Origin of the sequence: Pseudomonas sp. H1h (assembly GCF_000633255.1) — a bacterium.
Lineage (GTDB): Bacteria > Pseudomonadota > Gammaproteobacteria > Pseudomonadales > Pseudomonadaceae > Aquipseudomonas.
The window spans coordinates 62837-74992 of record NZ_AYMJ01000003.1 but is presented as its reverse complement, the minus strand read 5'-3'; the positions used below and the strand labels follow the sequence as shown (position 1 = coordinate 74992).

At 59.8% G+C, this 12156-nt stretch carries 16 protein-coding genes; 7 read left to right on the top strand and 9 right to left on the bottom strand.

All coding sequences use genetic code 11. The features are described 5' to 3' along the window. Nucleotides 1-6: 6 nt before the first annotated feature. Nucleotides 7-678, bottom strand: coding sequence for a hypothetical protein (locus tag U862_RS0102260; RefSeq protein WP_025108908.1), 672 nt, complete (start codon nucleotides 676-678; stop codon nucleotides 7-9). Between the two features lie 234 nt (nucleotides 679-912). On the opposite strand from U862_RS0102260, the gene U862_RS30840 reads away from it, so the two are divergent. Further along, a complete protein-coding gene (locus U862_RS30840; protein WP_177327306.1) occupies nucleotides 913-1080 on the top strand; it encodes a hypothetical protein in 168 nt (55 codons plus the stop codon). Between the two features lie 74 nt (nucleotides 1081-1154). Here U862_RS30840 and U862_RS0102250 read toward each other — a convergent pair whose 3' ends face one another. Both U862_RS0102250 and U862_RS0102245 read right to left on the bottom strand, forming a co-directional pair. Then, nucleotides 1155-1904, bottom strand: a complete 750-nt coding sequence (locus U862_RS0102250; RefSeq protein ID WP_025108907.1) for a TerC family protein — start codon at nucleotides 1902-1904, stop codon at nucleotides 1155-1157. A 29-nt stretch (nucleotides 1905-1933) separates the two neighbouring features. After that, nucleotides 1934-2176, bottom strand: a complete 243-nt coding sequence (locus tag U862_RS0102245; RefSeq protein ID WP_025108906.1) for a hypothetical protein — start codon at nucleotides 2174-2176, stop codon at nucleotides 1934-1936. A 153-nt stretch (nucleotides 2177-2329) separates the two neighbouring features. Between U862_RS0102245 and nhaR the strand changes: the two genes are divergently transcribed. Continuing rightward, nucleotides 2330-3229 (top strand): transcriptional activator NhaR, encoded by a 900-nt coding sequence (nhaR, locus tag U862_RS0102240; RefSeq protein WP_025108905.1) that lies wholly within the window; start codon nucleotides 2330-2332, stop codon nucleotides 3227-3229. Here the strand turns inward: nhaR and U862_RS0102235 are convergent. Next, nucleotides 3224-4387, bottom strand: coding sequence for an MFS transporter (locus U862_RS0102235; protein ID WP_025108904.1), 1164 nt, complete (start codon nucleotides 4385-4387; stop codon nucleotides 3224-3226). The genes nhaR and U862_RS0102235 overlap by 6 nt on opposite strands. Nucleotides 4388-4722: 335 nt before the next feature. Here U862_RS0102235 and sstT point away from each other — a divergent pair, with 335 nt between their 5' ends. Further along, nucleotides 4723-5955: a serine/threonine transporter SstT gene (gene sstT, locus U862_RS0102230; RefSeq protein WP_025108903.1), complete on the top strand. Its 1233-nt coding sequence runs from the start codon at nucleotides 4723-4725 to the stop codon at nucleotides 5953-5955. 74 nt (nucleotides 5956-6029) lie between these two features. On the opposite strand, the gene U862_RS0102225 is transcribed toward sstT, so the two are convergent. Further along, entirely contained in the window at nucleotides 6030-6539 is a 510-nt protein-coding gene (locus U862_RS0102225) for a DUF1993 family protein (RefSeq protein WP_025108902.1), read from the bottom strand. A 125-nt stretch (nucleotides 6540-6664) separates the two neighbouring features. Between U862_RS0102225 and U862_RS0102220 the strand changes: the two genes are divergently transcribed. Beyond that, on the top strand, nucleotides 6665-7309 hold the full coding sequence (locus U862_RS0102220) for a YceH family protein (protein WP_025108901.1): 645 nt from the start codon (nucleotides 6665-6667) through the stop codon (nucleotides 7307-7309). 115 nt (nucleotides 7310-7424) lie between these two features. On the opposite strand, the gene U862_RS0102215 is transcribed toward U862_RS0102220, so the two are convergent. Together U862_RS0102215 and U862_RS0102210 are read right to left on the bottom strand one after the other, a co-directional pair. Beyond that, on the bottom strand, nucleotides 7425-7943 hold the full coding sequence (locus U862_RS0102215; protein ID WP_025108900.1) for a cupin domain-containing protein: 519 nt from the start codon (nucleotides 7941-7943) through the stop codon (nucleotides 7425-7427). Nucleotides 7944-8122: 179 nt separating this feature from the next. Then, nucleotides 8123-8941 (bottom strand): shikimate 5-dehydrogenase, encoded by an 819-nt coding sequence (locus U862_RS0102210; protein WP_025108899.1) that lies wholly within the window; start codon nucleotides 8939-8941, stop codon nucleotides 8123-8125. Nucleotides 8942-9197: 256 nt separating this feature from the next. On the opposite strand from U862_RS0102210, the gene U862_RS0102205 reads away from it, so the two are divergent. The 3 genes from U862_RS0102205 (at nucleotide 9198) to U862_RS0102195 (ending at nucleotide 10251) form a co-directional block, all read left to right on the top strand. Beyond that, nucleotides 9198-9542: a hypothetical protein gene (locus tag U862_RS0102205; protein ID WP_025108898.1), complete on the top strand. Its 345-nt coding sequence runs from the start codon at nucleotides 9198-9200 to the stop codon at nucleotides 9540-9542. A gap of 229 nt (nucleotides 9543-9771) precedes the next feature. Continuing rightward, complete coding sequence (locus tag U862_RS0102200) at nucleotides 9772-9966, top strand: hypothetical protein (RefSeq protein ID WP_025108897.1); 195 nt, start codon at nucleotides 9772-9774, stop codon at nucleotides 9964-9966. 102 nt (nucleotides 9967-10068) lie between these two features. Continuing rightward, the gene (locus U862_RS0102195; protein WP_025108896.1) at nucleotides 10069-10251 is read left to right on the top strand and encodes a hypothetical protein; all 183 of its coding nucleotides are present in this window, start codon (nucleotides 10069-10071) and stop codon (nucleotides 10249-10251) included. On the opposite strand, the gene U862_RS0102190 is transcribed toward U862_RS0102195, so the two are convergent. After that, complete coding sequence (locus U862_RS0102190; RefSeq protein ID WP_025108895.1) at nucleotides 10248-11309, bottom strand: AI-2E family transporter; 1062 nt, start codon at nucleotides 11307-11309, stop codon at nucleotides 10248-10250. The genes U862_RS0102195 and U862_RS0102190 overlap by 4 nt on opposite strands. A gap of 110 nt (nucleotides 11310-11419) precedes the next feature. Beyond that, nucleotides 11420-12106 (bottom strand): cysteine hydrolase family protein, encoded by a 687-nt coding sequence (locus tag U862_RS0102185; protein WP_025108894.1) that lies wholly within the window; start codon nucleotides 12104-12106, stop codon nucleotides 11420-11422. Between the last annotated feature and the right edge of the window lie 50 nt (nucleotides 12107-12156).

Sequence of the window (12156 nt, the reverse complement as noted above, 5' to 3'; positions counted from 1 at the left end):
CGGAACTTAATGTGCGGCCAAGGCCTTTTTGGCTTGCGCCGCTTCACGCTCCTGACCGGCCTGCGCCAACTCGTCAGCAGCCTTGAGCCAGCGCTGGCGGTCGACCTCGGCGGGAATCTGCGAGGGTTTCTGGATCAGCACGGCCCAGCCGCCCGACTTTTCGAATGCCGACTCAAAAGAGCTGAAGCTCATCAGTTCACGATGGTTCATGCCAGCACGCAACAGCACTTTCTGCTTGCGCCGGTCATATCCGGAAAGAATTGCGTACCGCGGTTCAGCCCAGAACGCCGAGCCTTCGCTGAAACGCACCATCACCGGATAACCGGCCGCGACCTGGGTCAGCAAGGCCGGCAGGTTGCTGTCCAGCGGATAGACCACCATGCCGTATTCGCGAGCAAGATTCTGCAGGTTCTGCTGCAACTGATCCTGCGCGCCTGGCAGATGCAGCGGTTTCTCCAGCAGACCGGGCGTGATCATGACGCCCTGTTGCGACAACAGGCTGGCCAGCACTTGCGGACCACTCTGGTTGGCTTCACCCCGATAGAAGGTGCCGCTGAGTTCGACCCGCTCCGGCAAGCGCTTGACCTGCGGCGCCACACTGCCCGCACACCCCGCCAACACGGCCATGCAACCGGCCACCAGCAACGCCCCTCGCAATCGAGTCAATACCTGCACCATCGTCACTCTCTGATCAGACGCCGGTCATCGTGTTCCGGCAACGCCTGCGATCATAGGGCGGCGCACGCCTGCGGTATAGCCTTAAACTGCAGACCGATCGATTGCATAGAGCGAACTGATTGGTCACCACCGACCTTTGGTCAATAGTCTGAAACACCTCATTGACTAGACTGTCACTGAAACAGAGCAAATTGAAAAAGTGTGTGCCCGACGCAGGGCAAAGAGGAGGCACTGATGAGCCTGACCATGACCATCGTAATGTTGATAGCCGGCTGGCTGGCCGTTGCCGCCGCCATGCTCTGGGGCGTGCTGCGCATTGCCCGGCGCCACCATCACCCACTGCCGCCTGCAGCGGTCGAGAAACCGCAAAAACACAGCGCCCGCCACGCGACCGCGCACTGAAACCTCAAATGCACCCGCCATAAAAAAAGCCCCTTGAACATCAAGTGTTCAAGGGGCTTTTGGCTTTACGGTGTTTACACGTGCTCAGCCAGTTTCTTCTGCTTCGCCCGGCGCGACATCATGTTCAGCACTTCAATCGCTGCCGAGAAGGCCATGGCCGCGTACACATAACCTTTCGGCACATGAGCGCCAAAGCCTTCAGCGATCAGCGTCATGCCGATCATGATCAGGAAGCCCAGGGCCAGCATCACCACTGTCGGGTTGTCGTTGATGAACTTGGCCAGCGGCTCAGCGGCGAACAGCATCACCATCACCGAGACCACCACTGCGATCACCATGATCGGCAAGTGTTCAGTCATGCCCACCGCGGTAATGATGCTGTCGATGGAAAACACCATGTCCAGCATCAGGATCTGACCGATGGCGGCAGCAAAGCCGAGGGTCACGGTCGATGTAGCGCTTTTCGGGTCTTGCGGCGCCGGGTCCATGCTGTGATGGATCTCGGTCGTGGCTTTCCACACCAGGAACAGGCCACCGGCGATCAGGATCATGTCCTTCCAGGAGAACGCCTGACCCATAATGTCGAGCACAGGCTCCGTCAACTGGACGATGAAGGCGATGGTGCTCAACAGGGCCAGACGCAAGATCAGCGCCATGCCGATACCGATACGACGGGCTTTCTGCCGATACTGCACGGGCAGCTTGTTGGTCAGGATCGAAATAAAGATCAGGTTATCGATGCCGAGCACGATTTCCATCACCACCAGTGTGGCCAAAGCAACCCAGGCGGCGGGGCTGGCGGCGAGTTCTAACAGATATTCCATGGGTCAGTCCTGACTCTTTGTAAGACGGTTTAGATAGTCTTGGAGGAAGATTCGGATTTTTCCGCGTCTTTTTCCGGTGCTTCTTTTTTCTCGATCAGGCCGCCGGTGGCGTCACTGAGCGCTTGCTCAGCGGCTTTGTGCGTATCGTCGATCGCCTGCTTGGCGCTTTCCGCCGCCTTGCCCATCAACTGCTGAGCGCTTTTCTCGGCCTGGTCGCAACCGGCCATAAGCAGTAAAGACGTAAACATCAGTGCTGGAATTGTGTATTTCATGAGGTTTCCTTCGAATGAACAGACCGGGTCACAGACCACACGTCGATGGCTGGGCATTCTAGGGAGACAAACACTTCAGGAAAATTCGTATTTTTAGCGGCTATACTTCGATTTTTACGAACCCAGCATTCTCCCCGCAGAGGCCATTGCGCGATGCTCAATTACCGACAACTGCATTACTTCTGGGTGGTCGCCAAGACCGGCAGCATCGTGCGCGCCTGCGAACAGCTGAACCTGACGCCGCAGACCATCAGCGGGCAGATTTCGCTGCTCGAACAAACCTATGGCATCGAACTGTTTCAACGGGTCGGCCGCCAACTGGAACTGACCGAAGCCGGGCGCCAGGCCCTGCCCTACGCCGAGCAGATGTTCCAGTTAGGCGGTGAGCTGGAGTTGATGCTGCGTGCCCAGCCCAACGAACAACAGATCCTGTTCCGCGTCGGGGTGGCGGATGTGGTGCCCAAATCCATCGTTTATCGCCTGATTGCGCCGACCATGGAGCTCAACGAGCCGCTGCGCATCACCTGTCGCGAAGACAAACTCGAACGCCTGCTGGCGGACCTGGCGATCCAGCGCCTGGATCTGGTGATCTCCGACAGCCCAATGCCCTCGCACCTCGACATCAAGGGCTACAGCCAGAAGCTTGGGGAATGCGGGATCAGTTTCTTCGCCACCGCGCAGTTGGCGGCGCAATACGGACAGGATTTCCCGCGCAGTCTCAGTGGCGCGCCGTTGTTGATTCCCGGCGCCGAAACCGTGGTGCGCAGCCGTTTGCAGCGCTGGTTTGCCGAGCAGCAGATTCAGCCGCAAATCGTTGGGGAATTCGATGACAGCGCCCTGATGCAGGCCTTCGGCCAATCGGGCAGCGGGATTTTCATCGGCCCGAGCGTGATTGCCGACGAAGTCAAACGCCAGTACGGCGTCGAGGTGATTGGCCAGACCGATGCGGTGACCGAGTCGTTCTATGCTATTTCGGTGGAACGCAAGGTCAAGCACCCCGGCATCGTTGCGATTACCGAAGGTGCCCGACGCGAACTGTTTACTGCGTTATGACACCTGGGCGCTGGCTTCGCGCGGCTTGAGCGTCATCAGCACCATGGCGAGGAAGACCGACAACAGAATGAACCCGGCCGCCGCGAACCCGAGAAACCCCAGACCGGCACTGTCGATCACCCGGCCACCGATCATCGCACCCAGGCCGATCCCGAGGTTGGCCCCGGCGATGTTCAGCGAGGCGGCAAAGGCCGGCGCCTGGGGTGCGGCTTTCATCAGACGCACATGGCTGACCAGGAACAGCGCGGCCTGGGTGATGCCCCAGATGCCCATGGCAACCGCCAGCCCCAATGTCGAGTGAATGTTCGGCACCAGCGCCACCATGCCGGCAATCATGAACGCGCAGAACAGCACTGAAGCGCCCAGCGGGTGACGATCCACCGCGCGGCCGCCCAGCGAGTTGCCGATCAGCCCGACCGCACCAAAGCCCATCAGGCACCAGCCGACCACGGTGCCGTTGAACCCGGCCAGACGCTCAAGAATGTCGGCCAGATAGGTGTACGCGGTGAACATGCCGCTGAACACCAGGATCGACAACAGCACATGGCCGATCATCAGCGGGCTGCGCAGGATCTTGAACTGCGAGGCGAAGCTGACCTGATGCTGATGCAGGCTGGTTTTCGGCAGATAGACAAACAGCAGCAAGGCCTTGGCGAAGGCGATGACCGCCAGAATCGCAAACGCACTGCGCCAGCCGAACGCATCGGAGATCAACGTGCCCACCGGGATGCCGAACACCGTGGCGCAGACAATACCGAAGCCGATCTTGGCAATCGCGCGGCCGGCGTAGTCCGGACCAACGATGTCCACTGCCGTTTCACTGGCCAGCGCCCAGAACACCGGCAGGCCGAGCGCCGGGATCAACCGGGCGATCGCCATCACCCAGATGTTCGGCGCCAGCGCCGCAACGGTGTTGGCCAGGCCGAACATGATCAGGATGGTGATGAACAGTTTGCGCCGCTCGAAACGGGCGAAATAGGCAGTCAGGAATGGACCGAACATCGCTACCGTGAACGCGAATAGAGTCACCAGCAGACCGGCTTGCGGGATGGTCACCGCCAGGTCGCGGGCAATCGCCGGCAGCAGGCCGACAATGACGAACTCCGTGGTCAGCACCGTGAATCCGGCAGCGGACAACAGAAGAATGGGCAACAGCATGAGCAACTCCAGCAAAACGACGACACCAGCGATGACCGAAAGGCCCGCTGGCAACTATTAAAATGAGGATGGCGAATCTTAACAGAGTGTTTCAGCGCTGACTTGCACAAACCTGCCGACTTGCCGATCAATCGGGTGGCAGATCGTCACAGGCCTGAGGGATAACGCCTACGCTGTGATAAAGTCCGCGCCCCGAAAAACGTACACCCAGATCAACGACCGGTTTAATGCCGTTGGTAGCGCACCAACCCTTTCGGTTCGTGCCGGTGACCTGCCCCCGATGTATCACCGGCTGCACGCAACCTTGCACCCTATAAAAAACCAGAGATGCCGTTATGACCGCTTCATCCCCTTCTCTATTGCAACGCCTGAAAAATCTCAGCCTGGTCACGCAGATCCTGATCGGCCTGATTGCCGGCATCGCTCTGGCGCTGTTCACCCCGGAAGCGGCGAAAGGCTCGGCGTTCATCGGCAAAGTGTTTGTCTCGGCGCTGAAAGCCGTGGCACCGATTCTGGTGTTTGTGCTGGTGATGGCCTCGATTGCCAACCATAAGCACGGTCAGGAAACCCACATCCGGCCGATTCTGTTCCTGTACTTGCTCGGTACCTTCGCGGCGGCCGTGGTCGCGGTTGTCGCCAGCATGGCATTCCCTTCTCACCTGGTGCTGTCCACCGACAACGTGGCAGTGACGGCGCCGGGCGGTATCGCTGAAGTCCTGCAGAGCCTGTTGCTGAGCGTGGTCGATAACCCGGTCAGCGCGCTGATGAACGCCAACTTCATCGGCATTCTGGCCTGGGCGATCGGCATGGGCGTCGCCATTCGCCATGCCGGCGACACCACGCGTGAAGTGGTCGGCGACCTGTCCAACGGTGTGACGCTGATCGTACGCGTGGTGATTCGCTTTGCTCCGCTGGGGATTTTCGGCCTGGTGGCCTCGACTCTCGCCACCTCGGGCTTCGGCGCGCTGATCGGTTACGCGCACCTGCTGGCGGTTTTGCTGGGCTGCATGCTGTTCGTGGCGCTGGTAATGAACCCGCTGATCGTGTTCTGGAAACTGCGCCGCAACCCTTACCCGCTGACCCTCAAGTGCCTGCGCGAGAGTGGCATCACCGCGTTCTTCACCCGCAGCTCGGCGGCGAACATTCCGGTCAACCTGGAACTGAGCAAGCGTCTGGGTCTGCACGAAGACACCTATTCGGTCTCGATCCCGCTCGGCGCGACCATCAACATGGCCGGCGCGGCAATCACCATCACCGTGCTGACCCTGGCCGCCGTACACACACTGGGCATTGCCGTGGACATTCCGACCGCGATCCTGCTCAGCCTCGTCGCCGCGATCTGCGCCTGTGGCGCCTCGGGCGTGGCCGGCGGTTCGCTGCTGCTGATCCCGCTGGCGTGCAGCCTATTCGGCATCCCGAGCGAAATCGCCATGCAGGTGGTGGCGGTTGGTTTCATCATTGGTGTGCTGCAGGATTCGGCTGAAACCGCGCTGAACTCCTCTACCGACGTGCTGTTTACCGCTGCGGCTTGCTTGGGCGAAGAAGCGAAAGCCCAACGCACCGCATAACCGCCGTCCCGCACGGGAAATGAAAAAGCCCGCCAAGGCGCAAACCTTGGCGGGCTTTTTTGTTGCCGGGTGTTTTAGTACGCGCCCATGAAATCTCGTTTACCCACTTCAACACCGTTGTGACGCAGCAGCGCGTAAGTGGTGGTGACGTGGAAGAAGAACTGCGGCAGACCGTAGCTCAGCAGGTAAGCCTGGCCGCTGAAGCGCTTTTCTTTCGGGGTGCCCGGACGGGTAACGATCTCGATGCCTTCCTTGCCGTTGATCTGCTCGGGCTTGATCTCGCCGATGTAGGCCAGGACCTTGGCGATCAGCGCCTGCAGCTCGGCGAAGGTGGTTTCGGTGTCGTCATATTTCGGGATCTCGACTTCGGCCAGACGCGAAGAAACGCCCTTGGCGAAGTCGACGGCGATCTGTACCTGGCGCACCAGCGGGAACATGTCCGGGTACAGGCGCGCTTGCAGGAAGGCGTTCGGGTCGATGTTTTTCTCGGTGGCGTGGGCTTCAGCCTTTTTCAGGACATCGCTCAGGGCGTTGAGCATTTGTTGAAAAACCGGGACGGATGCGGCGTACAGGGAAATGGTCATGGCAGTCTCGTGTGGTGGCTGGGTGGAACGTGGAGGCGATTATAGCCATGCTTGATGACCACACGGCTTGCCTTTTGTTAGCCAAGGATTAGGCTAGGCGCCTTCGACTGCAGAGGGAACGCGCGATGACCACCGAACTTGAAACCATCACCGACGAACCACGGCTCAACGCCACGGAAATCCGCATTCTGGGTTCACTGATCGAAAAACAGGCCACCAGCCCGGAAACCTACCCGCTGACCCTCAACGCACTGGTGCTGGCCTGCAATCAGAAAACCAGCCGCGAACCGGTGATGAACCTGACGCAGGGCCAGGTCGGCCAGAGCCTGCGGGCGCTGGAGAGCCACGGTTACACCAAGCTTGTCATGGGCAGTCGCGCTGATCGCTGGGAGCACAAGATCGACAAGGCGCTGGAGTTGGTACCGGCCCAGGTGATTCTCACCGGGCTGATGTTTCTGCGCGGCCCGCAGACGGTCAACGAACTGCTGACCCGCAGCGGGCGCATGCATGATTTCGAAGATGCCGAACAAGTGGTGCATCAGCTTGAGCGCCTGATCGCGCGCGGGCTCGCGGTGTTGATCCCGCGTCAGGCCGGTCAGCGTGAAGACCGCTACACCCATGCACTGGGCGATCCGGCGGACATCGAGGCGATTCTGGCGGCGCGGCACAATCCCGGGGAACGCGCGAGCGGCGGTGTTTCGGTCGAGCGCATCGAGGAGCTGGAAGCACGGATCGCCGCGCTGGAAGAGCGCCTGGCCCGCCTCGAATAGCACCACAATCCCTTGTAGGCGTGAGCCTGCTCGCGATTGCGGTGGCTCATTCAAAAATTCATTGCCTGACAAGCCGCCATCGCGGGCAGGCTCACGCCTGCATGGGATCTACGGATTATTCGCCATCCCAGTAATCCACCCCATCCGCCAGCCGCGCCACGGCGACGAAGCCTGACGCATTGCCCTGGGCATCGACCTTGAAGTTGTCCATCACCGCGTATTTGTTGGAGTCCGGATACTCACAGATGTCCGGCTGTTGCTGGGTACTGACCGCCAGATAACGCAACTCGGCGTCACTGGTGTTGATGATCTGATGCGCCATTTCGGGGCCGCCCGGCGGACAGGCAATCACATCGCCCTCGCGGATCGGGAAGCGTTCGGAGCCCAGGCGCACTTCGCCCGCGCCCGCCACCACATAGAACATCTCTTCATTGACCCGATGACTGTGAAACGGACTGCCGCGCATGCCCGGCGGCAGTGCGTACAGCCGATAGCCCAGTTTCTGCGCGCCCAACTGCTGGCCGATGCGGGCCATGCGTTGCTGGTAACGAGCCGCGGTTTCGCCTTCGGGGGCGAGGGCTTCGGGTAAAGGTTCGAGTTCGACCTGGTGCAGGTTGAGGATGGGCGGATGCATGGGGAGCCTCGATCAGGTTTTTATGAGGGGGCAAGTCTTTGCTTGCTGATATCGCAGTATAGGTAACCCGATCTGAGACCGGGTTGCGGCCTTCGCGAGCAGGCTCGCTCCCACAGGGCCATGCATTTCATTGCAGGAGTGAGCCTGCTCGCGATGAGGCCAGTCCGGCAAACACGCAATCAACTACGTGCAAACGCCACCGCTGCCGCAAACTGCTCTTCAGTCGGTCGCACACCCGTGTATAGGACAAATTGCTCCAGCGCCTGGATCGCAATCACTTCCAACCCGGTAATGACCTTTTTGCCCTCAGCCCGGCCACGCACGATCAGCGGCGTTTCCGACGGAATCGCCACCACATCAAACACGGTGTCAGCCGCCTTGATCACTTCAGGCGCGAACGCCAGTTGCCCCGCCTCCGGCCCACCGTCCATGCCCACCGGCGTGACGTTGATCAGCATTTGCGGACGTTCTTCGCCCAGTTCCGCCTGCCAGCGATAACCCAGCGAATCCGCCAGTGCCCGGCCGGCGCGCTCATTGCGCGCCACGATCAAACCGTTTTTGTAGCCACCATCGCGCAAGGCGCTGGCCACCGCTTTGGCCATGCCGCCGCTGCCGCGCAGGGCGAACGTCGTACCTTGCGACACCGCGTGGGTTTCCAACAACTGCGCGATGGCAATGTAATCGGTGTTGTAGGCCTTGAGGTGGCCCTGGGTGTTGACGATGGTGTTGATCGACTGGATCGCCGCCGCCGACGCATCCAGTTCATCGACCAGCGCGATGCACGCTTCCTTGAACGGCATCGACACGCCGCAACCACGAATCCCCAGTGCGCGAATTCCGCCCACGGCACCCGACAGGTCCTGACTGCTGAACGCCTTGTAATAGAAATTCAGGCCCAACTGTTCATACAGATGGTTATGAAAGCGCAGACCGAAATTCCCCGGGCGCCCGGACAGGGACATGCACAGCTGGGTGTCTTTGTTGGGATTCATCTGCATGAAACTTCTCCTTCAAACGGACTTTCGGATGGACGGAGTTAGCCATTCCATCGGGTTCTGAACGATCATGAGCGCCTGTCTGCAACGGGCCGCGTGCCCCTTTGACCCACCGGTAAAGAAGCCGGTACAGACCTTACACAAAATTTACCCAGCGGCTGTGCTGATTTTCAGAATTTCGCTGTCATAGAAGTATCCCCGCGACAACTTTGGGCCTGGTGCAGGCCCGGACGCCGGGTCGAAGAACCGAGGAATTATCATGATTCGTAAACTCCCCATCGTGGCCTTGTTGATTGGTGCATTCGCTATCACAGGTCAGGCAGAAGCCCACGGCGGTGGCTGGCAGGGTCCGGCAGTATTTGGTGCGATTGTCGGCTCGGCCATCATCGGCTCGGCATTGATCAATCAGGACCGGCCGGTCTATGTGCAACAGCCTGTTTACGCTCAACCGGCACCGGTTTATGTGCAACAGCCGCCGCCACCGGTCTACTACCAGCCAGCCCCGGTTTACGTGCAACAACCGGTTTACGTGCCGGGCCCGGTTTACTACGGCCCACCACGCGGTTACTACGGCCACCCGCACTACTACGGTGGTCGCTGGTAACAGCAATACGAAGCCCCGCTTTATAGCGGGGCTTTTTTATGACCGTCGGTCGGGCAAAGTCTGAAAAAATCTTGTAAAGGTCGCTGTCGGGACAGTTTGAACCGTTAAAGTCGGCATGATGGACTTGACCGTTGGGGGCAAATCGCAAAACGGTCATTTATTTGTCATGACGGAACCGCAATCTGAATCCGTCCGTAAACAACAGGTTGATAACAACAAGGACGACTGTATGCCTACTCAAAACCCGCACCGCATCGTCGGCTTATGCACCTCAAGCAAGGTGTACAGCGCGCTGACCGAACTCAAGCACCTGGAAGGCCATCGCTGCGCCAAGTTTCTTTCGCTATTGGCCGAGAATCTGGTACACAAGGGCCTGCTCAATGAGCGCGAAGTGGTGCACATGCTTGATCAGGTTGTCGACTGAAACAGTCCTCACTGTTATCAATGACGACTATCGAAAGCGTTGATTGTCCCTGAGCGCAGCGAATCCATAAGGTAGCTCCATAGATTGATGGAGGTACTTTTCATGGCCCAGGTTCAAATCATGTCCGTTATCGGCAGCGCTGTTCCCGCCTCCCTCAGAGCGACGGGATTGCTCGCCTGCTGGTATCTGGTGCGCGACGGCGAGCCGATCAGTGGCCCGCTCACGTCGCTGCCGGCGGCGCAGGCCCTGTCGCAGAAAATCGTCAGCGCGCCGTTCCACGCTTAAGGCAACTGGACTTTCGGTTTGGTCTCGATGAACAGCGCCCAGCTGGACATGAACAGCGCCGCGATTAGCGGCCCGATCACGAAACCGTTGAGGCCGAACACCGCCAGGCCGCCGAGGGTCGAGATCAGAATCATGTAATCGGGCATGCGCGTGTCCTTGCCCACCAGAATCGGCCGTAGCACGTTGTCGACCAAGCCGATCACGAAGACCCCGAACAACCCCAGCACCACGCCCTGCCAGATCATCCCGCTGAGCAGGAAGTATACCGCCACCGGCGCCCAGACGATCCCCGCCCCCACTGCCGGCAGCAGCGACAGAAAGCCCATCAACACCGCCCACAGCAACGCGCTGGGGATATCGAGAAGCCAGAAAATCGCCCCGCCCAATGCGCCCTGAGTGACCGCCACCACCAGGTTGCCTTTCACGGTCGCGCGCACCACCCGATTGAATTTCAGCTGCAAGCGGCGCTTCTGGTGCTCCTCCAGCGGCACGGCGGTGCGGATCTTGCGCACCAGTTCGGCGCCATCGCGCAGAAAGAAAAACAGCAGGTACAGCATGATGCCGAAGCTGACCACGAACTCGAACGTGCCCTGGCCGAAACTGAACGCCTGAGTGGCCAGCACCTGGCTGCCCTGCATCGACGCCTTGACGATTTTCTCGCGCAGCCCGTTGAGTTCGCCCATGCCGAAGCGGTCGAGCAAGTGCTGAAAGTATGGCGGCAGGCTGTGTTTGAACTGTGCCAGATAGGCACCGATGTCCAGTTGGCCGCTTTCAATATTGTTGTACAGCGTCGCGCCTTCCTGGACCAACAACACGCTGAGGATGATCACCGGCAGAATCGCGATGATCAGGCAAATGCCCAGCGTGCATAAAGACGTCAGGTTGCGTTGCCAGCCGAATTTCTGCTGCAAACGGCGTTGCATCGGCGCAAACAGAATGCCGAGGATCACCGCCCAGAACACCGCGCCGTAGAAGGGCAACAGAATCCAGATGAAAGCGACCGTCACCAATAACAGCAACACGGTGAGGGATTTGAATTGCAGGGTTTTCTCGTTCATGTCCGATCCATGTCAGTCAGGCGTCTCGCACGCCCCGCAACTTAGTCCGCCGGGGCGCGCGCGAGTGCCATCTTTGTTCATGGAGCATAGTTGCCGAACGGCAAACGCCGTCAGCGCACTGGCAACTGCACAATCTGCTCGGTGCTGAGCACGTCGCCGAAGGTGTCTTCGACTTCTGCCAGTGCCGCCTTGTGCAGGGAGTCCTTGTCGATGGACACGCCGTTGATCCGGGTGATGGCGCGGGTCGCCGAGGCATCGGCGGCGACGATCACGTTGTAGCCCAATGGCGCGGCATCCCGTGCCGCACCCGCTACACAAGCGTGGGTCATCAGGCCGGAAATGATCAGCGTCTGGATGCCGGCTTTTTTCAACTGCTGGTCAAGGTCGGTACTGGCGAACACGCTGACGGTGCTCTTTTGCAGCACCACATCCCTGGCCCGTGGCTGCATGTCCTTGTGGAACTTTACCGTCTCGCCATCGATGGCGAACACCGCCGAACCCGCCGGCGCGACGTGCTGTACGTGATAAACCGGGATTTCGTGGCGGTCGGCGAAGGTGATCAGTTCACGGGTTTTCGCCAGGGCGGCAGCACCGTCCGGGATCGGCATCCTGCCGCTGAAGTATTCATTCTGGAAATCGATCACCAGCAGTGCCGATTTGCCGGCCGGCAAATGATCGACTGTTGTCGCGCCGGACATCGCCCGAATGGTCGGGTGGTTGTCGGCCATCGCTGCGGTGCTGGCCAACACACCGGAAAATGCACAAGCGGCAAGCCAACGACGAGTGAAGTTCTGCATGGGATGTTCCTGCTTCGGTTGAGTGGATGCGCCCATCTTAAGAAGCCTGC

Bases quoted from the DNA above. Each gene is read 5' to 3' on its own strand.
- U862_RS0102195 (WP_025108896.1), top strand. From the start codon at position 10,069: ATGGCCCAGGTTCAAATCATGTCCGTTATCGGCAGCGCTGTTCCCGCC.
- U862_RS0102215 (WP_025108900.1), bottom strand. From the start codon at position 7,943: ATGCATCCGCCCATCCTCAACCTGCACCAGGTCGAACTCGAACCTTTA.
- U862_RS0102205 (WP_025108898.1), top strand. From the start codon at position 9,198: ATGATTCGTAAACTCCCCATCGTGGCCTTGTTGATTGGTGCATTCGCT.
- U862_RS0102250 (WP_025108907.1), bottom strand. From the start codon at position 1,904: ATGGAATATCTGTTAGAACTCGCCGCCAGCCCCGCCGCCTGGGTTGCT.
- U862_RS30840 (WP_177327306.1), top strand. From the start codon at position 913: ATGAGCCTGACCATGACCATCGTAATGTTGATAGCCGGCTGGCTGGCC.
- U862_RS0102260 (WP_025108908.1), bottom strand. From the start codon at position 678: ATGGTGCAGGTATTGACTCGATTGCGAGGGGCGTTGCTGGTGGCCGGT.
- U862_RS0102185 (WP_025108894.1), bottom strand. From the start codon at position 12,106: ATGCAGAACTTCACTCGTCGTTGGCTTGCCGCTTGTGCATTTTCCGGT.
- U862_RS0102245 (WP_025108906.1), bottom strand. From the start codon at position 2,176: ATGAAATACACAATTCCAGCACTGATGTTTACGTCTTTACTGCTTATG.
- sstT (WP_025108903.1), top strand. From the start codon at position 4,723: ATGACCGCTTCATCCCCTTCTCTATTGCAACGCCTGAAAAATCTCAGC.
- U862_RS0102225 (WP_025108902.1), bottom strand. From the start codon at position 6,539: ATGACCATTTCCCTGTACGCCGCATCCGTCCCGGTTTTTCAACAAATG.
- U862_RS0102210 (WP_025108899.1), bottom strand. From the start codon at position 8,941: ATGCAGATGAATCCCAACAAAGACACCCAGCTGTGCATGTCCCTGTCC.
- nhaR (WP_025108905.1), top strand. From the start codon at position 2,330: ATGCTCAATTACCGACAACTGCATTACTTCTGGGTGGTCGCCAAGACC.
- U862_RS0102235 (WP_025108904.1), bottom strand. From the start codon at position 4,387: ATGCTGTTGCCCATTCTTCTGTTGTCCGCTGCCGGATTCACGGTGCTG.
- U862_RS0102200 (WP_025108897.1), top strand. From the start codon at position 9,772: ATGCCTACTCAAAACCCGCACCGCATCGTCGGCTTATGCACCTCAAGC.
- U862_RS0102190 (WP_025108895.1), bottom strand. From the start codon at position 11,309: ATGAACGAGAAAACCCTGCAATTCAAATCCCTCACCGTGTTGCTGTTA.
- U862_RS0102220 (WP_025108901.1), top strand. From the start codon at position 6,665: ATGACCACCGAACTTGAAACCATCACCGACGAACCACGGCTCAACGCC.